Source organism: Streptomyces sp. MMG1533, assembly GCF_001279775.1.
Taxonomy (GTDB): domain Bacteria; phylum Actinomycetota; class Actinomycetes; order Streptomycetales; family Streptomycetaceae; genus Streptomyces.
Map to the genome: position 1 here is coordinate 24,109 of NZ_LGDG01000217.1, position 25,242 is coordinate 49,350.

21 protein-coding genes are annotated in these 25,242 nt (G+C 70.8%); 8 read left to right on the forward strand and 13 right to left on the reverse strand.

All coding sequences use genetic code 11. The features are described from left to right. Window positions 1-98: 98 nt before the first annotated feature. Window positions 99-1,331: a M20 family metallopeptidase gene (locus tag ADK57_RS23615; protein ID WP_053751529.1), complete on the reverse strand. Its 1,233-nt coding sequence runs from the start codon at window positions 1,329-1,331 to the stop codon at window positions 99-101. 324 nt (window positions 1,332-1,655) lie between these two features. Here ADK57_RS23615 and ADK57_RS23620 point away from each other — a divergent pair, with 324 nt between their 5' ends. Both ADK57_RS23620 and ADK57_RS23625 read left to right on the forward strand, forming a co-directional pair. Next, the gene (locus tag ADK57_RS23620; protein ID WP_053751530.1) at window positions 1,656-1,931 is read left to right on the forward strand and encodes a hypothetical protein; all 276 of its coding nucleotides are present in this window, start codon (window positions 1,656-1,658) and stop codon (window positions 1,929-1,931) included. Between the two features lie 91 nt (window positions 1,932-2,022). After that, on the forward strand, window positions 2,023-2,685 hold the full coding sequence (locus ADK57_RS23625; RefSeq protein ID WP_053751531.1) for a class I SAM-dependent DNA methyltransferase: 663 nt from the start codon (window positions 2,023-2,025) through the stop codon (window positions 2,683-2,685). A 6-nt stretch (window positions 2,686-2,691) separates the two neighbouring features. On the opposite strand, the gene ADK57_RS23630 is transcribed toward ADK57_RS23625, so the two are convergent. From ADK57_RS23630 to ADK57_RS23645, 4 genes are read right to left on the reverse strand one after another with little or no spacing between them, the layout of a single operon-like run. Beyond that, the gene (locus ADK57_RS23630) at window positions 2,692-3,756 is read right to left on the reverse strand and encodes a hypothetical protein (RefSeq protein WP_053751532.1); all 1,065 of its coding nucleotides are present in this window, start codon (window positions 3,754-3,756) and stop codon (window positions 2,692-2,694) included. Window positions 3,757-3,806: 50 nt separating this feature from the next. After that, entirely contained in the window at window positions 3,807-4,745 is a 939-nt protein-coding gene (locus tag ADK57_RS23635; protein ID WP_053751533.1) for an N-acetylneuraminate synthase family protein, read from the reverse strand. Between the two features lie 14 nt (window positions 4,746-4,759). Beyond that, window positions 4,760-6,004: an acylneuraminate cytidylyltransferase gene (locus ADK57_RS23640; RefSeq protein ID WP_053751534.1), complete on the reverse strand. Its 1,245-nt coding sequence runs from the start codon at window positions 6,002-6,004 to the stop codon at window positions 4,760-4,762. A 32-nt stretch (window positions 6,005-6,036) separates the two neighbouring features. After that, window positions 6,037-7,398, reverse strand: coding sequence for a DUF6716 putative glycosyltransferase (locus ADK57_RS23645; RefSeq protein WP_053751535.1), 1,362 nt, complete (start codon window positions 7,396-7,398; stop codon window positions 6,037-6,039). Window positions 7,399-7,596: 198 nt separating this feature from the next. On the opposite strand from ADK57_RS23645, the gene ADK57_RS23650 reads away from it, so the two are divergent. The 3 genes from ADK57_RS23650 to ADK57_RS23660 all read left to right on the forward strand — a co-directional run bounded on the left by ADK57_RS23650 (window position 7,597) and on the right by ADK57_RS23660 (window position 11,051). Beyond that, window positions 7,597-8,583: a glycosyltransferase family 2 protein gene (locus tag ADK57_RS23650; protein ID WP_053751536.1), complete on the forward strand. Its 987-nt coding sequence runs from the start codon at window positions 7,597-7,599 to the stop codon at window positions 8,581-8,583. Continuing rightward, on the forward strand, window positions 8,583-9,926 hold the full coding sequence (locus ADK57_RS23655) for an alpha-2,8-polysialyltransferase family protein (protein WP_053751537.1): 1,344 nt from the start codon (window positions 8,583-8,585) through the stop codon (window positions 9,924-9,926). The genes ADK57_RS23650 and ADK57_RS23655 overlap by 1 nt, the downstream gene beginning before the upstream one ends. Before the next feature lie 138 nt (window positions 9,927-10,064). Beyond that, window positions 10,065-11,051 carry a class I SAM-dependent methyltransferase gene (locus tag ADK57_RS23660; RefSeq protein ID WP_053751538.1) on the forward strand — a complete coding sequence of 329 codons (987 nt, stop codon included), beginning with the start codon at window positions 10,065-10,067 and terminating at the stop codon, window positions 11,049-11,051. A gap of 85 nt (window positions 11,052-11,136) precedes the next feature. Here ADK57_RS23660 and ADK57_RS23665 read toward each other — a convergent pair whose 3' ends face one another. Continuing rightward, entirely contained in the window at window positions 11,137-13,470 is a 2,334-nt protein-coding gene (locus tag ADK57_RS23665) for a glycosyltransferase (protein ID WP_053751539.1), read from the reverse strand. Further along, window positions 13,467-14,936, reverse strand: coding sequence for a glycosyltransferase family 29 protein (locus ADK57_RS23670; protein WP_053751540.1), 1,470 nt, complete (start codon window positions 14,934-14,936; stop codon window positions 13,467-13,469). Before ADK57_RS23670 ends, ADK57_RS23665 begins: the two co-directional genes overlap by 4 nt. A gap of 226 nt (window positions 14,937-15,162) precedes the next feature. Here ADK57_RS23670 and ADK57_RS23675 point away from each other — a divergent pair, with 226 nt between their 5' ends. After that, complete coding sequence (locus tag ADK57_RS23675) at window positions 15,163-16,278, forward strand: acyltransferase family protein (RefSeq protein WP_053751588.1); 1,116 nt, start codon at window positions 15,163-15,165, stop codon at window positions 16,276-16,278. An 18-nt stretch (window positions 16,279-16,296) separates the two neighbouring features. Here ADK57_RS23675 and ADK57_RS23680 read toward each other — a convergent pair whose 3' ends face one another. Then, window positions 16,297-16,947, reverse strand: a complete 651-nt coding sequence (locus tag ADK57_RS23680) for a TetR/AcrR family transcriptional regulator C-terminal domain-containing protein (RefSeq protein ID WP_053751541.1) — start codon at window positions 16,945-16,947, stop codon at window positions 16,297-16,299. A 71-nt stretch (window positions 16,948-17,018) separates the two neighbouring features. On the opposite strand from ADK57_RS23680, the gene ADK57_RS23685 reads away from it, so the two are divergent. Beyond that, complete coding sequence (locus ADK57_RS23685) at window positions 17,019-18,422, forward strand: FAD-dependent oxidoreductase (protein WP_053751542.1); 1,404 nt, start codon at window positions 17,019-17,021, stop codon at window positions 18,420-18,422. A gap of 182 nt (window positions 18,423-18,604) precedes the next feature. On the opposite strand, the gene ADK57_RS23690 is transcribed toward ADK57_RS23685, so the two are convergent. Further along, entirely contained in the window at window positions 18,605-20,185 is a 1,581-nt protein-coding gene (locus ADK57_RS23690; RefSeq protein ID WP_053751543.1) for an acyl-CoA mutase large subunit family protein, read from the reverse strand. Between the two features lie 247 nt (window positions 20,186-20,432). On the opposite strand from ADK57_RS23690, the gene ADK57_RS23695 reads away from it, so the two are divergent. Beyond that, window positions 20,433-21,251: a L,D-transpeptidase family protein gene (locus ADK57_RS23695; protein ID WP_053751544.1), complete on the forward strand. Its 819-nt coding sequence runs from the start codon at window positions 20,433-20,435 to the stop codon at window positions 21,249-21,251. A gap of 314 nt (window positions 21,252-21,565) precedes the next feature. Here ADK57_RS23695 and ADK57_RS23700 read toward each other — a convergent pair whose 3' ends face one another. The 4 genes from ADK57_RS23700 to ADK57_RS23715 all read right to left on the reverse strand — a co-directional run bounded on the left by ADK57_RS23700 (window position 21,566) and on the right by ADK57_RS23715 (window position 25,156). Continuing rightward, window positions 21,566-22,666, reverse strand: a complete 1,101-nt coding sequence (locus ADK57_RS23700; RefSeq protein ID WP_107091630.1) for a hypothetical protein — start codon at window positions 22,664-22,666, stop codon at window positions 21,566-21,568. Next, entirely contained in the window at window positions 22,666-23,328 is a 663-nt protein-coding gene (locus tag ADK57_RS23705) for an RNA polymerase sigma factor (RefSeq protein WP_053751546.1), read from the reverse strand. The genes ADK57_RS23700 and ADK57_RS23705 overlap by 1 nt, the downstream gene beginning before the upstream one ends. A 329-nt stretch (window positions 23,329-23,657) precedes the next feature. Then, window positions 23,658-24,530 (reverse strand): hypothetical protein, encoded by an 873-nt coding sequence (locus ADK57_RS23710; protein ID WP_063785994.1) that lies wholly within the window; start codon window positions 24,528-24,530, stop codon window positions 23,658-23,660. After that, entirely contained in the window at window positions 24,527-25,156 is a 630-nt protein-coding gene (locus tag ADK57_RS23715; RefSeq protein WP_053751547.1) for an RNA polymerase sigma factor, read from the reverse strand. The genes ADK57_RS23710 and ADK57_RS23715 overlap by 4 nt, the downstream gene beginning before the upstream one ends. Window positions 25,157-25,242 lie beyond the last annotated feature (86 nt).

The window sequence follows — 25,242 nt, forward strand, 5'->3', positions numbered from 1 at the left end:
GCCTTCAGCGTGATGACGCACCTGTTTGAGCGCCACGCGCCCAGATTCCCTCCGCCCCGCCCGGGCCGCAACCTGAACGGGGCTTCCGGGGAGAGGGGCTAGATGGCGCCGTCCATCAGTGCGGCGGCGGTGAACAGTTCCACGCCCACCGTGATCGCCGACTCGTCGGCGTCGAAGTCGCCCTGGTGGAGGTCGCGCACCGTGCGCTCGCCGGGGGTGCGGACGCCGAGGCGGGCCATGGCGCCGGGGACGTGCTGGAGGTACCAGGAGAAGTCCTCGCCGCCCAGGCTCTGCTCGGTGCTCTCGACCGAGTCGACGCCCCGGCGGGCGATCATGGCGTCCCGGACCAGCTCGGTGACGTCGGGGTCGTTGACGACCGGCGGGACTCCGCGCACGTAGTTGATCTCCGACTTGGCGCGGTGCAGGTTGGCGACCTCGTCGATCGCGGCGACCACGATGTCGGGCGCCTGCCGCCACGCGTCGATGTCCAGGCACCGCACGGTCCCGGAGAGCTCGGCGTGCTGCGGGATCACGTTCGGGGCGTGGCCCGACTCGATCCGGCCCCAGGTCACGGCGAGCCCGGCACGGGTGTCGACGCGGCGGGCGACGAGTGCGGGCACGTCGGTGACGACGCGGGCGGCGGCCGTCACGAGGTCGGTCGTCAGATGGGGCCGTGCGGTGTGGCCACCGGGCCCGTCGAGGGAGATCTCCAGCCGGTCGCAGGCGGAGGTGATGGCGCCCTGCCGCAGCCCGATCCGTCCGGCGTCGACGCGCGGGTCGCAGTGCACGGCGATCATCCGCCCGACACCTTCGAGCACCCCGCAGTCGATGGCGTCGGCGGCGCCGCCGGGCAGCACCTCCTCGGCGGGCTGGAAGATCAGCCGCACGGGCCGGGGCAGCCGCCCCTGCCGGTGCAGGTCGGCGAGGACGAGCCCGGCGCCCAGCACCACGGTGGTGTGCACGTCGTGACCGCAGGCGTGCGCGCGGTCGGGCACGGTGGAGCGGTACGGGCACTCGGCCTTCGTGTCCGGGATGGGCAGCCCGTCGATGTCGGCGCGCAGGGCGAGCATGGGCCGCCCCTCGTCCCACTCGCCGATGTCACAGACAAGCCCGGTGCCGACGGCGAGCACACGCGGCTTCAGGCCGGCCCTCTCGAGCCGCTCCTTGATCGCCGCGGTGGTGCGGAACTCCTGGTTGCCGAGCTCGGGGTGCATGTGCAGGTCGCGGCGGAAGGCGACGAGTTCGGCACGGAGCGCCTCGGGCAGCACACCGGGAAGCAGGGCTTCCCCGGCAGGATCGGCCTCGGACTCTAGGGACGTCAATTGCTTCACCCTCTGAAGGGTAGGACGCCCGGACGGTCAACTGACCCTCGATCAACAAAAGATCAACCCGTGAGAGGGAAGAAAATCTGATCGCCGGACGCATATGTACCGTTCGGGGTGGGTACACTCGGCCGAATTTTCGGCCGGGTGGGCTTCCGTAGAGCACCACCCCTCTCTCCACGGATACCACGCCGGGCGAAGAAGAGGCCGATCTGTTCATCTTTCGGGACCGTGTCGGCAGGGAAGCGGGCCGAAATCCCGGAATCATCACCATCGGACGACGGTTGCGCGACGCTGCGTACACGCAACGCACCGCGCGGGCACCCTGCACCCATGACGACCACCCTGGCGACGGCTCCCGGGCAGGCCTGCGGCTGCGGCGAGGACCAGATCCCCTGGCTGCTGGCGAAACTCGGCCTGCTCGGCACGGTGGGCCTGGCCCTGGCCCTGCTCGCCCTGATGATCCTGCTGGGCTGGCTGCTGTCGACGACGGTGTGGCTGTTCCGCCGAAGGAGGGAACGGGCGCGGGACGCGGCCGCGGACTCCACGCCCGCCGAGCCCCCGCCGGGTCCGTTGGGCGGCTTCACCTGGAGGGCCGGGGACTCCTGACCCGGCGTGCCGAGGGCGGCCCGGAAACTCCTAGTGCAGCCCCGGTGAACTGCCCGGCACCGGTACGGGAGGACGGCTATCGTGCGGCAGCGTGAGTGCACAGGATCCGGGGTTCATAGAGGCCACCCGCACCTCGTACGACAAGATCGCCGACGCCTTCGCCGAGCGCTTCCCCGGCGACGGGCTCGCCGACAGACCGCTGGACCGCGCCCAGGTCACCGCCTTCGCCGAGCTGGTGCGCGGCAACGGGACGGCCCCCGTCGCCGACCTCGGCAGCGGCACCGGGTACGTCACCGCCCGGCTGCACGCCATGGGCCTGCCCGCGTTCGGGGTCGACCTCTCGCCGCGGATGGTGGAGCTGGCCCGCCGGGCCCACCCCGACCTGCGCTTCCACGTGGGCTCTCTCACATCCCTGGACCTGCCGGACGGGACGCTGGGCGGGATCATCGCCCTGTACTCGATCATCCACGTGCCCGACGAGCACCTGCCGACGGCGTTCGCCGAGTTCCACCGCGTCCTGGTGCCCGGCGGACACGTCCTGCTCGTCTTCCAGTCCGGGGACGAGGAGGAGCGGCTGCACCTGGCGGAGCGGTTCGGCCGGGAGATCTCGCTCGACTACTACTGGCGTACGCCCGGGACGGTGGCCGACCACCTCACCAAGGCGGGCCTGCGTCTCCAGGCCCGGATGCTGCGTGAGCCGTACGAGGAGGAGCAGCGCCCGCGGGCCTTCCTGCTGGCGAGGAAGCCGGCGTAAGGACCGTCACACCGCCGTGACCGCCGACAGCCGGGTCACGTCCCGGGCCGACCCCGTCACCCCCGACAGGAAGCCCTGTGCGCGCGGCGAGGCGTGCTGGGTGAGCCACTCGGGGTCGATGTCGCAGACCGCGACGCGTACGTCCGTGCCGACGAGGGCGAGCGGGAGGGTGTGGACGACGGTCGACGGGAAGCTGAGGATCGTACGGCCGACCGGGCCCCGGCGCGCGATGAGCTCGAGGGGCAGGTCGGGACGGACGATCTCCAGTCCCGTCTCCACGGCCAGCCGGTGGAGTTTCTCCGTGGCTTCCCGGCGGTGGGCGAAGTAACGGGTCGCCCCGTGGGTCTTGGCCAGGGAGCGGACGGCCTCCAGGTAGCGGTCGGCGTCGACGACTCCGGTCTCCACCAGCGAGGTGCCGACCATGTCGGCACCCTTGGTGATGCGGGGCGGGCCGAAACGGGAGCGGGTCCAGGCGAAGGTGTTGGCGGTCACCGTGACACCGGCCGGGGGCTCCTGCATCGGCATGGAGGAGAAGATCTCCACCCTGCGCTTCTCGCTCGGCGTCAGCCGGCGCCGGGCCACGGAGGACACCGGCGCGAAGACCAGGTCACGGGGGCCGGGCCGGCCGCCCTTGCGGTGCCAGCGCACCAGGCGCTCGCCCTGGGCCAGTTGGGCGACGAACTCCATGGTCGCCGTGCCGTCGTCGACGACGACCAGGTCGTGGGCGCCGGTGATCGTCAGCAGCAGCTGTACGTAGCGGGAGAAGGGGTCGCCCAGGACCACCCGGTCGGCCCGCCGGAGCATGCCGGTCAGGCCGCCGATGGTGTGGAACGGGGCCATGGGGCCGCCCCGCGCCTCCTCCCAGCGGACCGTGTGGCCCTCCTCGCGGGCCAGCTCGGACATGCGGCGCAGCTGTCCGCGGGTCATGGGGTCGATCGGGGACAGGACGACGAGGGTGAACCCCGCGCCGGGCGCGTGCTCGTGCGCCCACTCCAGCACGTTCAGCAGCTGTACCGGACTCTCCACGAAGGCGAGAGTGCGGGGGCCGGCGGACCCGGCGCGGCGGCTCATCTACGTACGACCGTCCCGTCGTAACCGATTCTGTGGGGGTGTGTGTGGGCTCAGACCGAGACGGGCTCGCCCGCCGCCGCCGCGATCTCCGCCTCGGCGACGACACCGCTGACGCGGCGCAGCTTCTTCATCGGGCCGAGCTCGGACTCGTAGACCTTCTTGACGCCGTCACCGAGAGAGGCCTCGATGGTGCGGATGTCGCGGACCAGGCGCGTGAGGCCCTGGGGCTCGACGGAGGCGGCCTGGTCGGAGCCCCACATCGCGCGGTCGAGGGTGATGTGGCGCTCGACGAAGGTGGCGCCGAGGGCGACCGCGGCGAGGGTGGTCTGCAGGCCCGTCTCGTGGCCGGAGTAGCCGATCGGGACGTTCGGGTACTCGCCCTGGAGGGTGTTGATGACCCGCAGGTTGAGCTCCTCGGCCTTCGCCGGGTAGGTCGACGTGGCGTGGCAGAGCAGGATGTTGTCGCTGCCCAGGACCTCGACCGCGTGGCGGATCTGCTTCGGGGTCGACATGCCGGTGGAGAGGATGACCGTACGGCCCGTCGCGCGGAGCTCGCGCAGCAGCTCGTCGTCGGTCAGGGAGGCGGAGGCCACCTTGTGGGCGGGGACGTCGAACTTCTCCAGGAAGGCGACGGCCTCGGTGTCCCACGGGGAGGCGAACCAGGCGATGTTCTTGCTCTTGCAGTACTCGTCGATCTGGCGGTACTCGTCCTCGCCGAACTCCACGCGGTGGCGGTAGTCGATGTACGTCATCCGGCCCCAGGGGGTGTCGCGCTCGATGTCCCACTGGTCGCGGGGGGTGCAGATCTCGGGGGTGCGCTTCTGGAACTTGACGGCGTCGCAGCCGGCCTCGGCGGCGGCGTCGATCAGCTTGAAGGCGTTCTCCAGCTCACCGTTGTGGTTGATGCCGATCTCGCCGGTGATGTAGACGGGGTGACCGGGGCCGGCGGTCTTCGAACCGAACTGACGCAGACGGGAGTTGGTGCTCATGGCAGGAACTGTCCTTACTTGTTGAGGGAGTCGAGAGAGGGGCCGAGGATCCAGCTGGCGATCTCTCGGATCGCGCCGTCGCCACCGGGGACGGTGGTGACCGCGCGTGCGGCGCCGCGCACGACGTCGTGGGCGCTGGCGACCGCCACGGGCCAGCCCACGAGGGCGAAGCACGGGAGGTCGTTGACGTCGTTGCCGACGTAGAGCACGCGCTCAGGCGCGATGCCCTGCTCCTCGCACCACTGCTTCAGCGCGAGGTCCTTGCGGTCGATGCCGTGCAGGACCGGGAGCTTGAGCTTCCGGGCCCGGGCGGCGACGACCGCGTTCTGCTCCGTGGAGAGGATCAGCATGCTCAGGCCGCTGTTGCGCAGGGCCGCGATGCCGAGGCCGTCTCCGCGGTGCACGGAGACGAACTCCTTTCCATCGGCGTCGATCAGCACCCTGTCGTCGGTCTGGGTGCCGTCGAAGTCCAGGACGACCGCGTCGATGTCGTCGGCGGTCGGGAGGGCGCCGGGGCGGTCCGCGTCGAAGAGCGGGGCCAGGGCCCGGGCGCGGGCCAGGTCGTGCGGGTCGTCGATCTCCAGCACCCGGGCCGGGTCGGTGCGGACCAGCTCCGTGTGGCCGAAGAAGCGGTGCCGGTGCTTGCGGAAGCCCTGGGCCTCCATCGCGTAGGCGGCGCCGGTCTCCAGCAGGTCCTGGGGGCGGTCCTGACGGCGGGGGCGGAAGGACTTGTCGTGGTTGACGCCGTAACCGCCGCTCTCCTCACCGGAGTTGACCTCGTCGTCGGCGTCCCGCCAGATGAACCCGTGGAACGGCGCCACGGTCACCGCGGTGTCCGCGCCGTTCTCGGCGACGGCGGCCGCGACGCCCTCGACGTCCTCGCGGGCGATGAAGGGGCTGGTGCACTGCACGAGCAGCACCACGTCGACGGCCGCACCGTGCAGGGCCTCGTGGGCGTCCATGGCGTGCAGGACCGCGGCCTCCGAGGTCGCCAGGTCGCCGGCGATGGCGGCGGGCCGCAGCACCACCTCCGCGCCGGCCTGGCGGGCCGCGGCCGCGATGGCCTGGTCGTCCGTGGAGACGACCACGTCCGTCACCAGCCGGGTCGCACGGCACTCGCGCACCGCCCGCGCCACCAGCGGGACACCGCCGACGGGGGCGAGGTTCTTCGCGGGCACGCCCTTGGAGCCGCCGCGCGCGGGGATCACCGCGAGCACCCGGCGCACCGAAGCGCCTTGGCCCGCTTCCGGGTTGGACATGGGTTCTGCTCCTTGACGTGGGGTCGGGCGGCTCACAGCTCACCCATCCGCCGGATGACGGGGGCGACCCGCTGCACCCCGTGCCGGTAGGCGCCGCGCGCCGCCCGGCGCACGATCTGCCGGACCGGGCCCGGCTCCCTGTCGGCGGCGGGGGCGCCGGGCAGCGGGCTGCCGTCCGGGCCGAGGTGGTGGCGGGCGAGGATGCCGGGCAGGTAGCCGGGCGCGGTCGCGGGTGTGTAGTACGGGGTGAGCGGGGGGAGCTCGGACGCGGCCAGCAGCTTGGCGATCCGCTCCCTCGCCGCGTCGAAGGCGTGGGCGTACGAGCCTCCCCCGGAGGGAGAACCCCCGGCCGCGACGCCCTGCCGGGCCACCCACTCCTCGTCGGGCGCCGGCCGGTGACCGGCGTCGAGCTGGTCCCAGGAGGCGAGGCACCCGGAGCCGACGAAGTGGTGGTTGCCGAGGACCTCGCGGATGCCGAGGTCGGTGAGCACGACGGTGGGGATACGGCGGTGCAGCGATTCCAGGGCGGCCGTCGAACTGACCGTCACCAGCAGGTCGGTGCGGTCCAGAACCTCGCCCATATGGCCGTACACGAGACGGAAGTTGGGCGGCAGGTCGGACCGCTGCGCCAGCTTCTGGTAGGGCAACTCCTCGATGTGCGTGGTGTGTTCGCCCGGCTTGGAGCGCAGCTTCAGCAGCACCTCGCGGTCGGGATACATCCGCGCGTGCCGAACGAGCCGCTCCAGCAGGTAGGTACGGTCCTTGCGGCTGTCCGGGACGGACGGCTGGGCCGCGAAGACCACCGTGTACGGGTCGTGCTCCCCCGTGTAGGGGTCTCCGCCGAGGAACGGGAGCGCCACCTCGGTCACCGACGAGGCGTCGGCGCCCACCCCCTCGTACACCGCGCGGAAACGGTCCGCGTCCTGGCGGGAGTTGGCGAGGACGAGGTCGGCTCCGTGCCGCAGCAGGAGGCCGTCGGCGAGCTTCTCGTAGACGACACCGACATAGCCGGTGACGACGACGGGACGCTTCTCCCTGCCCTCCCACACGCGCCCCAGCCCGTGCAGCATCGCCTGGACGCCGCCGCCGACGAGGGCGATGACGACGACGTCGTACTCCTCCTCGGCCATCGCCCGCAGGAACTCGACGGCCGTGACCTCGCGCAGCGAGTCGGCCCGCACCCCCACCTCCTCCAGCTGGCGGGGCGTGGGCGTGGCCCGGCCGCGCAGCAGGAATCCGCTCAGGGCGGGGCCTGCTTGCGCGTCGTCGCGCGATGCGGTTTCCATGGACGGGCCCGGCGTGATGCGGTCCGCGGTCAGCGCACCCCATTTCCAGCGGGTGTCCGAGTCCGCGAGGACGGCGATTCGCGGGGTGTTCCTTGTACTTGGTGGCACAACGAAGACGCTAGGAAGCAATTCCTAGGTACGGCCCAACCAGGAATCAACGAAAAGTTAACAACAGCCCACCGAGAGCCGAACTGGCCCGCGGAAAGGCGGAAAGTACACGGGATGCACCGTTCCGACACATGGAGTTCACCCCTCGTATGTTCACCGGACGGTTTTGCATCCGGACCGGCTCCTAGGGTTTTGCGGGTGCCAAAGCTTTCCGTGATCGTGCCGTTCTACAACGTGCAGCAATACGCCCCGGACACCCTCAGAAGCCTTCGAATGAACGCTCGGCGCGACTTCGAGTTCGTGCTGGTCGACGACAAATCGACGGACGAAACCCCGGCCATTCTCGAACGCGCCGCCAAGGAGCTTTCGGACGTCGCCCAGGTGCGTCATATCCGCCATGAGGTGAACGGCGGGCTCGCCACCGCGCGCAACACCGGCCTGGACGCCGCGCAGGGCGAGTACCTGACCTTCCTGGACGGCGACGACTGGCTGGCCCGCGGCTACCTCGCCGAACTGGTCTCCGCCATGGAGGACCTGGGCTGCGACTTCGTCCGCACCGACCATGTGCAGGCCACCGCCCGCGCCCGCACCGTGCACAGAGCCCCGGTCGGGCGCCGCCACGAGGTGCTGAACCCGCGCGAGGCGATCCTGCCCGCGGACCGGACGACCTCGGTGGACTACGCCTACGCCTGGGCCGGCGCCTACCACCGCCGCCTCCTCGACAAGGGCCTGCTGCACTTCACCGACGGACTGCGGACGGCCGAGGACCGGCCGTGGATCTGGAAGCTGCACCGCGAGGCGGAGTCGTTCGCCGTGGTGAGCCTGCTGGGCGTCTTCTACCGGCGCGGGATCGCCTCCTCACTGACCCAGATCGGCGACGCCCGCCAGCTCGACTTCATCCGCGCCTTCGACCAGGTGATCGAGGAGACGGCGGCGGATCCGGACGCCGACAAGCTGCTCCCCAAGGCGGTGCGCACATACTGCGCGATCATCGCCCACCACCTCTCGGACGAGTCCAAGTGGGAGCCCGCCGTGGCCAAGCAGCTGCGGGCGATGAGCGCGGCGGCGATACAGCGCATGCCGCAGGACGCGCTCGGTGACGTACTCGAGACCATGGACATGCGCCGCTCCGCCAGACTGCGGCGGCTGCGGCGCCGGGCCACCACAGCGAAGGCGGCCGCCTGATGCCCCGCACCAGCCCTCGGACCACCCAGATCTTCTGCGCCTCGACGCTGTACGGCGCGGCCACCCTGGCGGCCGCGATCGACTCCGACCTGTTCGCCGAGCCTGACCGCCGGGTGCTGCTGGTCTTCAACAACTCCACCAACCCGGAGACCACCCCGGCGCTCGACGAGATGCCGGGGTTCGAGCCGCTGCGCAGCCACTTCGACGAGGTGCTGTCCTGGAACGAGGCCATCCGCCCCTTCCACCCCGGCGCCTGGACCCCACGCCCGGACGACATCCCCCTTTTCGAGCGCCACCTGCGCCTGCTGTGGGGCCTCGGCGACGACCGGGTCGAGCTGGTCCTGGAGTCCATCCAGGTCACCCCGGCCCTCACGGTGGCCCAGCTGTTCACCGGCGCGCCTGTCGACGTCTACGCCGACGGGCTGATGAGTTACGGCCCCACGCGCAACAAGATCGACCCGCTGGTCGGCACGCGGGTGCGCCGGCTGTTGCACCTGGACCTGGTGCCGGGGCTGACGCCGATGCTGCTGACCGAGTTCGACGTGCCGGCGCATGTGGTGCCGACGGCCGCCTTCCTGAAGGTGATGGGCGAACTCGCCACAGCCGTTCCGGAGTTGCCGGTCCTGCCGGACAACGCGGCGCTGCTGCTCGGCCAGTACCTGTCCGCGCTGGACATCCTCTCCCCCGCCGAGGAGGAGGACCTGCACGTGCGGATGATGCGGGGCGCCGTCGAGCGCGGGCACCGCACGGTCGTCTTCAAGCCGCACCCCACCGCGCCGGCCCGCTACAGCCGCGCTCTGGAGACCGAGGCACAGAAGCTGGGCGTCGACCTCACGGTCCTCGACACCCCCGTGCTCGCCGAGCTGCTCTTCGAGCAGACGCGGCCGGGACTGGTGGTCGGGTGCTTCTCCACCGCCCTGTTCACGGCATCCGCGTTCTACGACCTTCCCGTCGCCCGCATCGGCACCGAGCCGCTGCTGGACCGGCTGACGCCGTACCAGAACAGCAACCGGGTCCCGGCGGTGCTGGCGGATGCGGTACTGGCGGATCTGGAGTCCCGCAAGGGCGAGGACGGGATACCCGCCGAGGACCTGAACGGCCTGGTCACCGCGGTCGGCTTCACCATGCAGCCGCAGATCCACCCGGACCTGCGCCCGGCGGCGGAACGCTATCTCTCGAAGCACTTCGGACCGCGCACCCAGCGCTACTTCAAGCGCAGGCGGCTCACCGCGCTCGGGCTGCCCGGCGGCATCCCGGAGCGGCTGGCGTTCCTGCCGCGCAACGCGACGGCACGCCGGGTGGTGCGGCGGGCACGGGCGCTGAAGAAGGCCGTGAAGCGCTGAGCCAATCAGGGGTGAACCTGGGGCCAAGAGTAAGGAAACAACGGCACACCATCGGGTTACTCCGTTGATTCCATGGTTAGGCGGTGGTCGTGACTCTAGGATCACGGTCACCGCCTAACCGAACCCCGTGAGGCACTCATGACGAAGCTCGGCCGGCTCTACTCGATGTTCGACAGCGTCCAGCTGCCCGACAACCTGCCCTACACCCAGTGCAGCACCTGGGAGCTGCAGTTCCTGTACCTCGTCGGGCGCCACACCTTGTCGGGCGAGGGCCACATCGTCGAACTGGGTTCCGGTGGCGGCGGATCGACGTACGCCCTGGCCATGGGCCTCAAGGAGAGCCCGGTGTTCGACGAGAAGACCGGGCGGCTGCACGCGTACGACTTCTTCCGCGTCGGCAAGGGCACCTTCGCCACGGAGAAGTTCTTCACCTCCGGCCACAAGCCCGAGGACGACAACTCCTTCCTGAACGACTTCCGCGGCCGCCTGGAGCCGTTCCTGCCTTTCCTCGAGATCCACGCGGGCGACCTCTGGCAGACCTCCGACCCCAACGACACCACCCCGGTCGAGTTCCTGCACATCGACATCGCCAAGACGGCCCGCGTCTTCCGCTGCGTCTGCGAGCGCTTCCTGACCCGCCTGCGCCCCGGCTCGGTCGTCCTCCACCAGGACTTCGCGGGGCCGCGTCTGCCGTGGCTGCACTGGAGCACGGGAGCCCTGCTGCCCTACATCGAGATCGCGGGCCCGCCGATCCGCTCCACGCTCGCCTTCGAGGTGACGAAGCCGATCCCGGAGGACGTCCTGAAGTCGATCTCCGAGGACGCTTACACGCTGGACGAGAAGCTCGCCCTCATCTCCGCCGTCCAGGACCGCGTCGACCGCGACCACACCGGCGGCATCCCCTTCAAGTCCGTCCTGGAACTGGCCAAGGCGTACGTCGCCCACTACGACGGCCGGCACAAGCGCGCCTGGTCCATCGCCAAGCCGCTGCAGTCGGACGAGTACCTCGCCAGGACGCGTGCGGACCACTTCGAGCAGCTGCGGAAGGCGTACGAGGCCGAGCGCGGGGCGGCGTCCCAGGTGTCGCCGGTGACCCGGCTCAAGCGGCTGGTCCGCAAGCGGTGAGGCGACACGGGTAGGACAGCCGGCCGCCCTGACGCGACCGTGCCTCCGGAGAGGCGTGGTCGCGCCAGGGCGGCGCTTTTGTTCGTCAGGCGCCCAGGATGGCCCGGAGGTCGGCCGCGTTCGCCTCGGTGACCTTCCAGAGCTCCTGCTGCCTGCCGTGCACGTCGGCGACCGTCCTGGCGTGGTCGGCGAGGAGGTCCTTGGAGCGCTCCACCAGCCGGGCGGCGAGGTGGCGGTCGTGCACGGAGACGCCCCACTCGGGACGCTCGATGTCGCGCAGGAAGTACGCCATCTTCGGGTGCGAGATCAGGCTGATGATGGGCGTGCCGACGCCGAACGGGATCATGCCGGCGTGGCCGCGCATGCCGATCACCAGCTTGGTGCGGGCGTACAGGTCGCGGATCTCGTCGTTCTCGAAGTCGTACATCGGGATGACGGGCATCGAGATGCCGTGTTCGCGGCGCAGGTCGAAGGCGATCTTCTCGTCGTCGAGCGAGTGCGCCACGCACTTCACCTCGGCAAGATCGCCCAAGTCCCGCACCGCCTGGGCCATTTGGGCCAGGAAGTAGCCGTAGTCGTGGCCGAAGCGCAGGCCCGCGCGGTCGTAGGCGGCGTTGATCAGGATGGTGTCGTCGCGCGTCAGCGGGTCCCGCCAGTCCTCGACGAGCTGGCGCGAGACCGTGGTGGGACAGGGCTGGAAGCGCACCTTGTCGTGCAGATGGGCCGGGAGCATGGCCCGTACCTTTTCGATCGAGCCGTGGTTGCGCAGCCCGAAGAAGGAGGAGCGCTCGACGAGTTGGCGCAGTGAGGAGCGGAAGCGTCCCGCCCGGTAGGACTGGCCGTCGAAGGCGTTGAAGCCCACGGCGTAGACGGCGATCGGCACGTCGATACGGTTCAGCAGCTCGTCGGGGACGTTCCACTGCCAGGCGCTGTTGCCGTTCGGCATGGTGTCCGGGATGAACAGGCCGCCGCCGCCGATGACCAGGCCGCGCCGGGAGTTCACGCGCTCCAGGGCCGCCTCGTCGAACAGGCGGTGGGCGTGCACCGAGTGCCAGCGGCGGGAGGTGGTGTCGGGGTTGAAGGCCAGGCGGACGGTCTCCGGGAGCAGCTTGTCGCCCGCGTTGCCCTGCCGGTCCATGTAGAAGGCGACGTGTGCGAGCTGCTCCTCGGCGGCGCCCTGCTCCTGGGAGGGCAGGCCACAGGCGCGCTGCGCCCACAGCCGGCTGGAGCGGTGGGTGATGTCGACGGACAGGCCGGCCGTGGCGTGCCGCAGGGCCTGGGTGTTGTCGCCGTGCACCCAGGCCATCTGGGCGAGGCGGGCGTAGGCGGTGGCGGCCCGGTTGGGGGCGGCGGTGGCAAGGAGCAGCTGGGCCTTGGCCTCGTCGTAGCGCGAGACGCTCATCAGGGCGTGGCCGAGCACCTCGTGCGGCCAGGCCGCGTCCAGCGGGATGCGCACGCTGCTCAGGAGGTCCACGGCGTCCTGGTAGTCGCCGGTCGAGATGTGCGCGGCGGCGACCTTGCGGGCGGCCTCGACGTCACCGGTGCGCCGGACGTGCGGGGTGCCGTAGTGCACGAGCAGGTCGTGGTGCAGGCCGCCCTGCTTCGCAAGGTACTCGGCGTGGAAGTCGGCGTCGGACAGCTCGAACTCGCGCCAGCGGTCCTCGGCCTGGCTGTAGCCGGCCTCGCCGCCCTGCCACGGCTTGTGGCGGCCGGTGAAGTGCAGGATCGCGGTGTCGTCGGGCACCGGGAGGTCGCCGGAGAGCCGCCGCTTGACGAAGTTGTAGCGGGGGTCGAGGCGGACGAAGTCGCCGTCGAGGACCGCGTTGAGGATGCCCTGGTCGTGCTTGTCGAGCTCGTAGTCGCCGGTGCGGCCGCAGCGGTCGAGCCTGGCGCAGAACTCGTCGCTCAGATACTCGCGCTGGATGACCAGCAGACCGGAGTTGAGCTTGTGCTGCCCGTAGAAGAACTGCGGTACGGCCGCCAACCCCTCGCGCAGTCTGAGCAGTTCGCCCAGATCACCGAGGACGACCATGTCGGTGTCGAGGGTGATGACCGTGTCGTACTCGCGCAGCCGGAAGACGTCGAGGATGAAGTACGCCTTGCGGACCAGGTAGTTGTCCTGGTCGCCCTTCTTGTACGAGTCGTACTGTTCGGCGTTCACCCGGCGCAGCACGATTCGCGGGTGCAGGTCGCGTATCCGGGCGATCGAGCCGGGGCGCAGGTCGTCGTGGAGGACGACGAAGTCCTCGCACACGCCCGGGTTGGACAGGGCGAGGCTGCGCAGCAGGACGAGGAAGCCGGGGAGGTAGTTCTCGTCGACGTAGCTCGCGAAGGCGATACGGCGCTTGCCGGTGAGGGCGTGCGCGTCGGTCGCCGGGGCCAGGGGGGCGGCGGCCGAGGTCAGGGAGGTCGTGGTCATCGCAGGGAGATCCTCATGTCGGTCACGCTCTGGGCCCGCTGCATGACCCATGCCTTCTCGCTGGTGTATTCGTGCACGGAGGTGATGGCGAGCTTCATCGCTTCCTGGACGCGATAGGCGCCGCTCTCGTAGAAGTCGAAGCCGATCAGGTCGAGGGTCGGGCTGACGTCGAGGAAGTCCAGCAGGAACAGCATGTTGAAGCCGGTGGTCGGGATGCCCGACCAGACGTCGGTGCCGAGCTTGCCGATGTTGCGCACGGGCCAGCGCAGGGACTCGTCGCCCAGATACGTCTGGGCGCCGGGGACCAGGCGGTTGCGCAGCGAGTGCTTCCAGTCGCCCAAGACGCCGCCGAAGACGAGCCGGGTGTCGACCTGCTTGTCCCAGTTGAAGCCGTGCTTGTGGATCGTGGCGTGGAGGTCGGTGCGGCTGCCGGTGTGCTTCGGGTCGATCCGGTACGAGTTGAAGCGCACCACGATGTCGTACGCGTCGATCTCCGCGCCCATCGAACTGGCGCCCACCCGCCCGGAGTTGGCGATCAGGCAGACGGACTTGCCGGCGATCCGGTTACGGAACTCACCGAGGCTGATCCACTGCACCCCGCCGACGGTGGGGTCGGCGACCGGGCCGCGCATCCGGGCGCGGCGCTGCTCGGCGTAGAGGGCGATCGCCTCGGTGAGCGCGGGCAGGTCCGCGCTCTCGGTGGACTCGGTGGTGCGCAGGTCGAGGTACTGGCTGAGGAGTTCCTGCCGGTCGGTGACCGGGGCGTCCTCGGCGGCCAGGATCAGGAGCGCTCCCACGAGCCGCGGCTCGGCGGCCTGCCAGTCACCGACGGCGTGTGCGGCAAGACCCTCGGCCCATATGTCGGTGGCGAAGCCGCGCGTGAACTCCTCGGCGCGCGGGCACTGGCGCCGGAGCAGGCTCAGCAGCTCCCGCTCCTTCTCCCCCGCGGCGCGCATGCCGTCGATCCGGGCGCTGACACCGAAGCCGTCGTCGTCGGTGAGGGCGAGATACCGCTCGTACGCCTCCACCGCCTCCTTCTCCTCGCCGAGGGCTTCCAGGAGGCGGGCGCGCAGTCGCCAGCCGGCGCGGGAGTTCTTGCGCTGGGCGAGCACGGTGTCGCTGATGACCAGCGCGAGGTCCAACTCGTCGTCGTAGCCGCACTCCAGCGCCTTGTTGGCGACGGCGAGCAGGGCGTCGAGAAGTTCGCCGCCCATACCGGTGGAGGGTGCCGCGGTGCCCTTGACCGCCCGCTTCAGCAGGGCGGTGGCGCCGGCCGGGGCGGGCGCGGGGGCGCTGGTCGACGTGGTGCCCCACACGACGAGCAACTTCCTCAGCTGCTCGGCGAGTTCGACGCGGCGCCGGTCGATGCTGCCGACGAGTTTGCCGCTGTGCACCGCACAGGCGCGCAGACAGTCCGCCGGCTCCCCTCCGCGCACACGTGCCCGTCTGTTCTGGACCCTCGTCATGGCACTCCTGTTATTCCGCGGCTGTGTAGCGCGATTCGCTCTTTATTGGCAAGTGGGGGGAGGTTGAGAGAAAGTTAGGAAACGAAGGCGAAGTCCAGGTGAATTCGCAGAGACCACCCGGACAACCGTCACCCCGTGGACCACGACATCCCTGTGATTCGGACTAATGTGCTGTGCGTACCGCAGGAGCGCCCGCGCGTCGACCAAGGGGAATTTCGTGACCAGCATGACCGTCCGGCCGGTGCCCGACGCGTCCCGGCCCCCTCGGTCGGACCGGCCCCTCCGCCGGGAATCCCGGCTGCGCGCCCTGGACGGACTACGACTGATCGCGGCACTGATGGTGGCCGCCTATCACTACGGCGGCCGGGGCGGCGAAGTCACGCGGGCCTGGGGAAGTTCCGCCGAGGACCAGTTCCCCACGCTGCACAACTATTTCGCGTACGGCTGCCTCGGCGTCCAGGTCTTTTTCGTGATCAGCGGATTCGTGATCTGCATGAGCGGCTGGGGCCGGCCCCTGAAATCGTTCTTCGCCTCCCGCGCGTCCCGGCTGCTGCCCGCCTACTGGGCGGCGGTCCTGCTCGTCACGGCGGTGTTCGCCCTGCCGATGGTCACCTACAAGGCGCTGTCGCCGAGCGACACCCTGGTCAACCTGACCATGCTTCAGTACCCGTTGGGCGTCGACCGGGTGCTGGGCGTGTGCTGGACGCTGTGGGCGGAGGTCCGCTTCTACGCGCTGTTCGCGCTGTGTGTCGTGCTGCCCGGGGCTTCGCGGCGGCGCGTGATCCTGTTCTGCGCGGGCTGGACGCTGGCGGCGGCGATCACACAGGGCGCCCACCAGCCGCTGCTCGACATCGTGTTCATGCCGGAGTACGCCCCCTTCTTCATCGGCGGTGTCGGGCTCTACCTCGTCCACCGCGACCGACGGGACGTCCTCGCCTGGGGCATCGTGGCCGTCAGCTTCCTGATCGGGCAGCACTACGCCGTGCGCAGCCTGTGGAACGCGTCGGACCCGAACGCCTTCGCCCACCGCACCTCGCTCGGCATCGTCCTCGTCGTCGCCTTCGGGTTCGTGGCGGTCGCGGCGATCGCGCTCGGCTGGTTCAACTGGGCGAACCGGCGCTGGCTGACCGTCGCCGGGGCGCTGACGTACCCCTTCTACCTCGTCCACGAGCACCTCGGCTGGGTGGTGATCCACGCCCTGCACATCTCCCTCGGCCTGCCCTCGGCGGAGACCTTCGCGCTGACGATCGCGTCGATGCTGGTGCTGGCGTGGCTGCTGAACCGGTATGTGGAGAAGCCGTTGACGCCGAGGTTGCGGGCGGCGCTGTCGAGGGTGCGCTGAGGCCGGTGCGTCAGAGGCTCAGCTGACCCCGTACCGCGTCCCGATCCCCGCGATCAGCAGCGCCAGCCCCTCCTCGAAGTGCTCGTCGTAGTCCTGGAACATCTCCGCGCCCGCCCGGGCCGACAGCGGGAAGTCGGCCATCAGGCGGGCGCGTTCGTCGAGGTCGTAGCCCTCGCGCCGCTCGCCGGGCAGGGGCTGGACGCCCTGTTCCTCGGTGACGAAGCCGAGGGTGTAGAGGTACGACGTCGCGGTCGCACGGGCCGCCTGGGCGAGGGTGAGGCCGGCGGCCGTGAACAGGCGCAGGTTGTCCTCCATCTGCTCCGCGTGCTCGATGCCGGTGAAGCGTGAGCCGCTGAAGACCTTGGCGCCGTCGCGGTAGCCGAGCAGGGCCGTGCGCAGTCCGCGGTTGGACTTCATCAGCCGCTCCTGCCAGGTGTCGCCGGGATCGAGGGACGTGCCGGCGACCATCCGGCGGTACATCTCCGTCGCCATCTCGTCGAGCAACGCCTGCTTGTCCTTGAAGTGCCAGTACAGGGCGGGCGCCTTGACGTCCAGCTCCTTGGCGATGGCCCGCAGGGTCAGGCCGTCCAGGCCCACCTCGTTCAGGAGCCTCAGGGCGGTGTCCGCGACCCGCTTGCGGTCGAGTGGCGCTCGGCGTTCCGTGTTCACGCTTGACAGCTTAACGGCGTTAAGTGCATGGTCGTGACCGACAGCACTTAACAGCGTTAAGGAGAATGGCTGTGCATACGGACGTACTGATCGTGGGCGCGGGACCGACCGGTCTCGCCCTCGGCGTCGACCTCGCCCGCCGGGGCGTGGACGCGCTGGTGGTGGAGCGGGCGGACGGCCTGTTCCCCGGTTCGCGCGGCAAGGGCATCCAGCCGCGCACGATGGAGGTGTTCGAGGATCTCGGCGTGCTCGACGCCATCCGCGCGGCCGGGGGCGACTACCCGGTGGGGGTGATCTGGCAGGACGGACAGCGGGCCGGCGAACACCGGATGTTCGACCCGGCCGAGACGACGGACGACTCCCCGTACACCGGGCCGTGGATGGTGCCGCAGTGGCGCACGCAGCAGATCCTGTTCGCGCGCCTGGAGGAACTGGGCGGCCGGGTGGCGTTCGGCCGGGAGGTGACCGGGCTGGACCAGGACGAGGACGGCGTGACCGTGGGGCTGGGCGACGGCGGCAGCCTCCGCGCCCGCTACGTCGTCGCCGCCGACGGCGGTCGCTCGGTCGTACGCCGGGCGCTCGGCATCGGCATGACCGGCGAGACCGTCGACCCCTCCCCCACGCTCGTGGCGGACCTCCGCATCACCGGCCTCGACCGCGACAACTGGCACATCTTCCCGCCGAGCGGGGAGGGCGAGGGCTTCCTCGCGATCTGCCCGCTCGCCGGTACGGAGGACTTCCAGGCCGTCGCCCGGTTCCCCGAGGGCAGCACGGTGGACCTCTCCCTCGACGGCATCCGGGGGGTCGTCGCCACCCGCTCGCACCTCGCCCCCGAGGACGTCACCGAGGTGCGCTGGGCCTCGGACTTCCGCCCGCGCGCGGCCCTCGCGGACCGCTTCCGCTCCGGCCGCGTCTTCCTCGCCGGGGACGCGGCACACATCCACTCGCCCGCCGGGGGCCAGGGCCTCAACACCAGCGTCCAGGACGCCTACAACCTGGGCTGGAAACTGGGCGCGGTGCTCGGGGGCGGGGCGCCGGCCGCGCTCCTCGACACCTACGAGGAGGAACGGCGCCCCATCGCCGCCGACATGCTGGGCCTGTCGACGAGCGTGCACCGGGGGGAGGTACGCCGGGGCGACGCGACCCGCCAACTCGGCCTGGGCTACCGGGAGTCGTCGCTCACGGAGGAGACGCGTACATCGGCGGGCCCACTTCACGCGGGCGACCGCGCACCGGACGGCACACTGGGTGAGGCACGGCTCTTCGACGTGTTCCGAGGGCCGCACTGGACGCTGGTGGCGGTGGGGGTGGAGGCGCCCGAGACCCCGGACTCGGTGCGCGTCGTCCGGGGAGAGACCCAACAAGCGTACGGAACCGGCCTGTTCCTCGTACGACCGGACGGCTACGTCGGCTGGGCAGGGGACGGCACGGAGGCGGGGCCCGCGGCGTATCTGGCTCGGTTCGGTCCCCGCTAGCCGCCAACCGCCAACCGCCGAGGAGGCTGTCCACGGAGAGCTCGACGGGAACGCCCACGAAGTCGTCGAGCGCCCGGCACGCCTTCGTCAACGACAACCGATGCGAGCCGTCCGGCGGCGGTGTCCCGGCCGGAGGCACGCGGATTCAGCTCGCGATCACTCGGACGGAGTGATCGCCCGGCTCAGAAGGCATCGCTCGGTACGTAGGTCCCCCAGACCCCTCGCAACGCATTGCACACCTCGCCCACCGTCGCCCGGGCCCGCAGCGCGTCCTTCATGGGGTAGAGGACGTTGTCCTCGCCCTCGGCGGCCTTCTTGAGGGCCTCCAGAGCGGCGTCCACCGCCGCCTGGTCCCGCTCGGCCCGGAGTTTCGCCAGGCGCTCCGCCTGCTGGGCCTCGATCGCCGGGTCCACCCGCAGCGGCTCGTACGGCTCCTCCTCGTCGAGCTGGTAGCGGTTGACGCCGACGACGACCCGCTCACCGGAGTCGGTCTCCTGGGCGATCCGGTACGCGGAACGCTCGATCTCGCCCTTCTGGAAGCCGTGCTCGATCGCGTTGACCGCGCCGCCCAGCTCCTCGACCTTGGCCATCAGCTCGATCGCCGCCGCCTCGACCTCGTCGGTCATCTTCTCGATGACGTAGGACCCGGCGAAGGGGTCGACCGTCGCCGTCACGTCCGTCTCGTAGGCGAGGACCTGCTGCGTCCGCAGCGCCAGCCGCGCGCTCTTGTCCGTCGGCAGCGCGATCGCCTCGTCGAAGGAGTTCGTGTGCAGCGACTGCGTGCCGCCCAGCACCGCGGCCAGTCCCTGGACCGCCACCCGGACCAGGTTCACCTCCGGCTGCTGAGCCGTCAGCTGGACACCGGCCGTCTGCGTGTGGAAGCGCAGCATCAGCGACTTGGGGTTCTTCGCACCGAACTCGTCCTTCATCACCCGCGCCCAGATCCGGCGGGCGGCACGGAACTTCGCCACCTCTTCCAGGATCGTCGTACGGGCCACGAAGAAGAACGACAGACGGGGCGCGAAGTCGTCGACGTCCATACCGGCCGCGACCGCCGTACGGACGTACTCGATGCCGTCCGCGAGCGTGAACGCGATCTCCTGCGCGGGCGAGGCACCCGCCTCCGCCATGTGGTAGCCCGAGATCGAGATGGTGTTCCACTTCGGGATCTCGGCCTTGCAGTACTTGAAGATGTCCGCGATCAGACGGAGGGAGGGCTTCGGGGGGAAGATGTACGTCCCGCGCGCGATGTACTCCTTCAGCACGTCGTTCTGGATCGTGCCCGTGAGCTGGGAGGCCGCGACGCCCTGTTCCTCGCCGACCAGCTGGTACATGAGCAGCAGCAGAGCCGCCGGGGCGTTGATCGTCATCGACGTCGACACCTTGTCCAGCGGAATCCCGCCGAACAGCACCCGCATGTCCTCGACCGAGTCGATCGCCACACCCACCTTGCCGACCTCGCCGCTCGAGATCGGCGCGTCGGAGTCGTGGCCCATCTGGGTGGGCAGGTCGAAGGCGACCGACAGACCCATCGTGCCGTTGGCGATCAGCTGCTTGTAGCGGGCGTTGGACTCCGTCGCCGTACCGAAGCCGGCGTACTGGCGCATGGTCCAGGGACGGCCCGTGTACATCGACGGGTAGACACCGCGGGTGAAGGGGTACGAGCCCGGCTCCCCCAGCTTCTCTGCCGGGTCCCAGCCCGCGAGAGCATCCGGCCCGTACACCGGCTCGATGGGCAGTCCGGACTCCGACTCGCGCGTCATGGTGTGTTTGCCTCCGCTGAGTTACTCGCCAGTTACCAGCTAGTACGGTCCGACCCTTCGACGGACTGTAGCGGCGAGCGTGCACCCGGTGGAGGGGAGCACGCTGGGACCTTCCTCACAGCCATGTTGCGGCCTCGGTCACAACGATGCCGCGCCGTTCGCAACCAGTCATCCGGGGGCAACCATCTCAGGTGACATCGGTGAATTTTCGGTGAGACGACGGGGGTCCGTGATGCGTACTACGGGCATGGGGAGATCGTTCGCCACGCTGCTGGCGCTGCTGACGGCCTGCAGCTGCACGGTGCAGGCCGCCGACGGGGACGGGAAGCAGCGCTCGCCGGTGCGCATAGAGCTCCCCGGCCAGTCTCCCTCGGCCACGCCGAAGGACGACAAACCGAGCTCGACGCCCGCCGAGAAGGACACCGAACCCGCGCCCGAGGTCCTCTGGTCCCGCGGCGACACCGGCCGAGACGTCCGTGAACTCCAGGCCAGGCTGCGGCAGGTCGCCTGGCTCTTCGACGGGCCGACGGGGTCGTACGACGACCTCACCGAGCAGGCGGTCAAGGGCTTCCAGGGCAAGCGCGGGCTGCCGAAGACCGGCGAGATGGACACCGTCACCTGGCAGCGGCTGCTGAAGATGACGCACGAGCCGGGCAAGTGGGACCTCTACCTGATGGGCGGGCAGCCGGCCGACACACCGGATCCGCGCTGCATGACCGGACGGGTGCTGTGCATCAGCAAGACGAGCCGGACCCTGCGCTGGATGATCGACGGGCGGACGGTCACCACCGTGCCGGTCCGCTTCGGCTCGGAGTACACGCCCACGCGCGAGGGCGTCTTCAGCGTCTACTGGAAGTCCCGTCACCACGTGTCGACGCTGTACGACTCGCCGATGCCGTACGCGATGTTCTTCAGCGGCGGCCAGGCGGTGCACTACTCGTCCGACTTCGCGGCCCGCGGCTACGCCGGTGCCTCGCACGGCTGCGTCAACGTACGGGACGAGCCGGCCATCGCGGATCTGTTCGCGCAGGTGAGGAACGGTGACAAGGTCGTCGTCCACTGGTGAGGCGCGAGCCGGAGAGACGTTCGGGGCGCGGGCGGGACCGGGGGAACGTGTCCCGCCCGCGCCTAGGTGCACGAGCCGTGAGTACGGGGGGAACCCCGGCTCTGTGCGACGGCCGATGACCAGTCGGCTCACTCATTACTGCGCCACGACGGCCGAAAACGTCACACCCGCCGCGGAAGAATTTCAACAGGCCCCGCCTGCCCCACAAAACCTCAGGTCAGCGGGGCCTTCTGATCAGATCGCGCGGTACGTCGGGCTTTGATCAGGGCGCGGTACGTCGGGCTTTGAACAGGCGCGCGGCACTTCGGCTTTGATCAGAGCGCGCTGTACGTCGGGCCGGGCGTCGGGCCGTACGAGGTCATCGCCCGCTGCGGCGTGGGGGACACCGCGGCCGACGGCGTGGCGAAGCCGCCGTCCGTGTCGTGGTCGTTGCCGGCGGAGGACTGACTGCCGGTGTCGGCCTCGCCCGCGTCCCTGCCGTCTCTGTCGCCCCGGTCGTCCTTGACTTCGTTGTCTTCCTGGGCGTTCTGGTCGCCCTTTCCGCCCTGGCCGTTGCTGTCGGCGCCCTCGCCGGAAGAACCGGAGGAGTCCGACGAGCCGGACGAGCCGGAGGCCAGCACGCCGTTGCAGTACTTCCACACCTTCGCGGAGCCGCCGGCCGCGCCCTCCAGGCTGCGCCGGCGGTCGGCGGCGAGCTCCTCGCCGTCGCGCACGGCACGGCAGGCCGCGGCTGCCCCGCTCCATTCCTCGCCGGAGCGGCCTTCCTGGCCGTCGGCACCACTACCGGTACCCGGCCCGTCGTCCGGTGTGGCCGAGCCGCCGCGTGCGGTGTCGCGCGAGGAGCCCTGCCCGGTGTCACCGTCGGGGGCGGGCTCGCTCTCCGGGACCTTCGGCGAGGGCGTCGCCAGCGGGCGGTCCGGTGTCACCGCGGCCGAGACGGAGGCGGCGGGGTCCGGTTCGGCGTCGCCGAACGGCAGCGCTCCGGTTACGGCCGCGACGGCGACCCCGCCGACCATGCCGACGGCCAGCGCTGCGGCCAGCCCGAGGCGCACGGGGCGGGTGCGGCGGCGGTGCCGGGCGGCCGGGTCGGGGCGGCCGATGCGGACCAGCCCGGCGTCGGAGGAACGGGTGCGGAAGCGGTGGCCCAGCCAGGCCCGTGCGTCGGTGCCCGCATCGGCCGGGTCACCGACCCAGTCGTCCACGCGGTCCGTGCGCGCTTTGCGGAAGGCGGCCAACGCGGCGGCCTCACCTGGGAGTTCGGCACTGGCGGGCGGATCCACGGAGAGCGCACCGAGGGTCTTGGCAAGCCGTTCGGCCTGGTCGCGGTCGGCCGCGTCGACAGCTTCGAGGGACTCTCCGCGCAGCAAACGCTCCGCCGTTTCGCGGTCCAGCCACCTGTACTGCTCGTCGGCCATCACATGTCCTTCTGCGTCCGCGCGCGCATATGCGTCACACTCGCGGACGTCACCGCACGTCCCTGCGGTTCTCGCTGGGGAGGCAGGGCATCGAGCCCGCCCGCCGATTCCGGATCGCCGTCGAGGAGTTCGGCGAGCCGTTTCAGACCGCGGTGCGCGGCCGTGCGTACGGCACCCGGTCGCTTGCCGAGCGTCTCGGCGGCGGTCTTCGCGTCCAGGCCCACGACCACCCGCAGCACGACCGCCTCGGCCTGGTCCTGCGGCAGCCGGGCGATGAGGGAAAGGGTGCTGTCGGTGGCCAGAGACTCCATGGCCTCGCCCGCGGTGTCGGAGTCGGCGGCTCTGCCGGTCAGCTCGGTCTCGTCGCCGCCGATCGCGGGGCGGCGGCCGCGCATGCGTATGTGGTCCAGCGCGCGGTTCCTGGCTATCCGGGCGGCCCAGCCGCGGAAACGGTCCGCGTCGCCGCTGAACCGCTCCAGGTCGCGGGCTATCTGCAGCCATGCCTCGGACGCCACGTCCTCGGCATCGGGATCGCCGACCAGTGTCCGCACGTACCCGAGCAGCCGCGGATGCACCGTGCGGTACACAGTCCGGAACGCGGTCTCGTCCCCGTCCTGTGCAGCAAGCACGGCGGCCGTCAGCTCCGCGTCGTCCCCCAGCACCAGTGGTTCCTCAGTCGATGGTCGCGGCTTCGAGCCGCCGATGGTTGCAGCGTTCGTGCAACTTCCGCGCCCGGCGCGAAAGGCACGTTACGACCTGAAACCGCTGCTCGTCCATGTCCGTACAAGATGCAACCACCTCATGGTGCCGCGAGCGACACCATGAGGTGTGACAGAAAACGCACTCGTGGCGCTGTAGGAAGTACGGGCCGCCGCGCGGCCCGTGCCGCGCGACGGCCGGGGCCTCTCCTGTGGGGGGTGGCGGCCCCGGCCGTTGCCGCGGCAGTTGGCCGGCGGTCGCCGTGGCGGCCATCCGGCGGTTGCCGTGGCGGCTAGTTCTTCCCCGGGGCCTTGTCGGCGTTTTCCTGATCGTTACCGGCATTGCCGCCTGCGCCGGCGCCACCACTGCTGCCGTCGTCGTTGTTACCGGCAGACCCGGAGTTCGCGCCGGCGCCGACGGAGTTGCCCGGTTCGGCCGTCTTGTCCGGCTTGCTCTCGGCCGTCGCCCGCGCCAGCTGCTCGGCGCAGTAGGCAGGCACGTTCGCCTCACCGCCCGCGGCCGCCACCAGCCGCTTCCACACCGTCGAGTCGAGCGCCTTGCCGCGGCCCTTGACCTGCTCGTACGCCCGGCAGTGGGCCTCGGCGTCCTTCGCGGTGACCGGGCGGTCCGTGGTGCCGGAACCCGAGGCGGCGGACGAATCGCTCGGCCGGGTCTCCGCGCTCGCGGAGGCATCGGCACGGCCGCGGTCGTCCCCTGCACCGCCCGAGGAGGGGCCCACCGAGCCGATCGCGGCATACGCGACCCCGCCCAGCGCGAGGCTGGCGAGGAACACGGACAGCGTCGCCCTCAGCGAACGCGACGCGCGCCGCTGCTCCCGGGGCCGCCAGTCGTCCCGGCGCCGAGTGCGCGCCCCGTGCGCACCCGCGTCCCGGGCGACCCGGAACGCGGCCACGGCCCGCTGCTCGGCCTCGGCATCGATCGCGCCGCCACGGATGGCGGCGGCCAGCAGGGTCTCCAGCGCGACGGGGCCGACCGCCGGACCGCCCGGACGACCGTCAGGGCGTACGCGTCGGCGGTCGGGGGCCCCGCTGCCGTTCTGCCGCTCACCCATACCGTGTCCGTTCCCGTCCGGCCCGTACGAGCCGTCCCGCCCTGTCGGGCCGTGCGGCCCGTCCGACGGCCACTTGTCACCGTCGCCCGTCATGTCGACTCCCCCAGCGTCCGGGAGCCGTCTTCCGTCACACCTTTGCCCTCGGCCTCGACGCCCAACTGGCGGGCCAGCCGCTTCAGCCCCCGGTAGGCGGCGGTACGCACCGCACCCGGCCGCTTGCCGAGGACGCGGGCGGCGGCGGGGCCGTCGAGACCGACGACGACGCGCAGCAGTACGGCCTCGGCCTGGTCGCGCGGCAGCCCCCGGACCAGATCCAGGGCGTACTCCGTGGAGATGGACTCCAGCGCCTGGTCGTGGGTGCTCTGCGGACCGGGCAGATCCAGTACGTCCTGTTCGAGCGCCGTCGGCCGGGGCCGTACCTTCTGGCGGCGCAGATGGTCCAGTGCCCGGTGCCGCGCGATGGTCGCGCTCCAGCCACGGAACCCGGCCCCGTCGCCCTTGAACCGGCCGAGGTCCCGGGAGATCTCCAGCCAGGCGTCGGACGCCACGTCCTCGGCGTCGTCGCCGACAAGGCCGCGCACATACCCGAGCAGGCCGGGCTGCACCAGCCGGTAGGCGACCGCGAAGGCGGCCTCGTCACCCTGCTGGGCCCGCGCGACGGCCGCGCCCAGTTCGCCGTCGTACGCCTGCACCCGGCGGGGTCCCCCTCCTTGGCCCAAGAACCGTCCTCGTCCGTACCCGGTCGGCGGCGGATCCGCACGGTGGCGATCCGACCGCCCTTGCACATACCCCCCACGATGATCAG

Coding starts and splice junctions, on each gene's coding strand:
- ADK57_RS23620 (WP_053751530.1), top strand. CDS start 1,656: ATGACGACCACCCTGGCGACGGCTCCCGGGCAGGCCTGCGGCTGCGGC.
- ADK57_RS23630 (WP_053751532.1), bottom strand. CDS start 3,756: ATGAGCCGCCGCGCCGGGTCCGCCGGCCCCCGCACTCTCGCCTTCGTG.
- ADK57_RS23635 (WP_053751533.1), bottom strand. CDS start 4,745: ATGAGCACCAACTCCCGTCTGCGTCAGTTCGGTTCGAAGACCGCCGGC.
- ADK57_RS23640 (WP_053751534.1), bottom strand. CDS start 6,004: ATGTCCAACCCGGAAGCGGGCCAAGGCGCTTCGGTGCGCCGGGTGCTC.
- ADK57_RS23655 (WP_053751537.1), top strand. CDS start 8,583: ATGCCCCGCACCAGCCCTCGGACCACCCAGATCTTCTGCGCCTCGACG.
- ADK57_RS23660 (WP_053751538.1), top strand. CDS start 10,065: ATGACGAAGCTCGGCCGGCTCTACTCGATGTTCGACAGCGTCCAGCTG.
- ADK57_RS23665 (WP_053751539.1), bottom strand. CDS start 13,470: ATGACCACGACCTCCCTGACCTCGGCCGCCGCCCCCCTGGCCCCGGCG.
- ADK57_RS23670 (WP_053751540.1), bottom strand. CDS start 14,936: ATGACGAGGGTCCAGAACAGACGGGCACGTGTGCGCGGAGGGGAGCCG.
- ADK57_RS23675 (WP_053751588.1), top strand. CDS start 15,163: ATGACCGTCCGGCCGGTGCCCGACGCGTCCCGGCCCCCTCGGTCGGAC.
- ADK57_RS23690 (WP_053751543.1), bottom strand. CDS start 20,185: ATGACGCGCGAGTCGGAGTCCGGACTGCCCATCGAGCCGGTGTACGGG.
- ADK57_RS23695 (WP_053751544.1), top strand. CDS start 20,433: ATGGGGAGATCGTTCGCCACGCTGCTGGCGCTGCTGACGGCCTGCAGC.
- ADK57_RS23700 (WP_107091630.1), bottom strand. CDS start 22,666: ATGGCCGACGAGCAGTACAGGTGGCTGGACCGCGAAACGGCGGAGCGT.
- ADK57_RS23710 (WP_063785994.1), bottom strand. CDS start 24,530: ATGACGGGCGACGGTGACAAGTGGCCGTCGGACGGGCCGCACGGCCCG.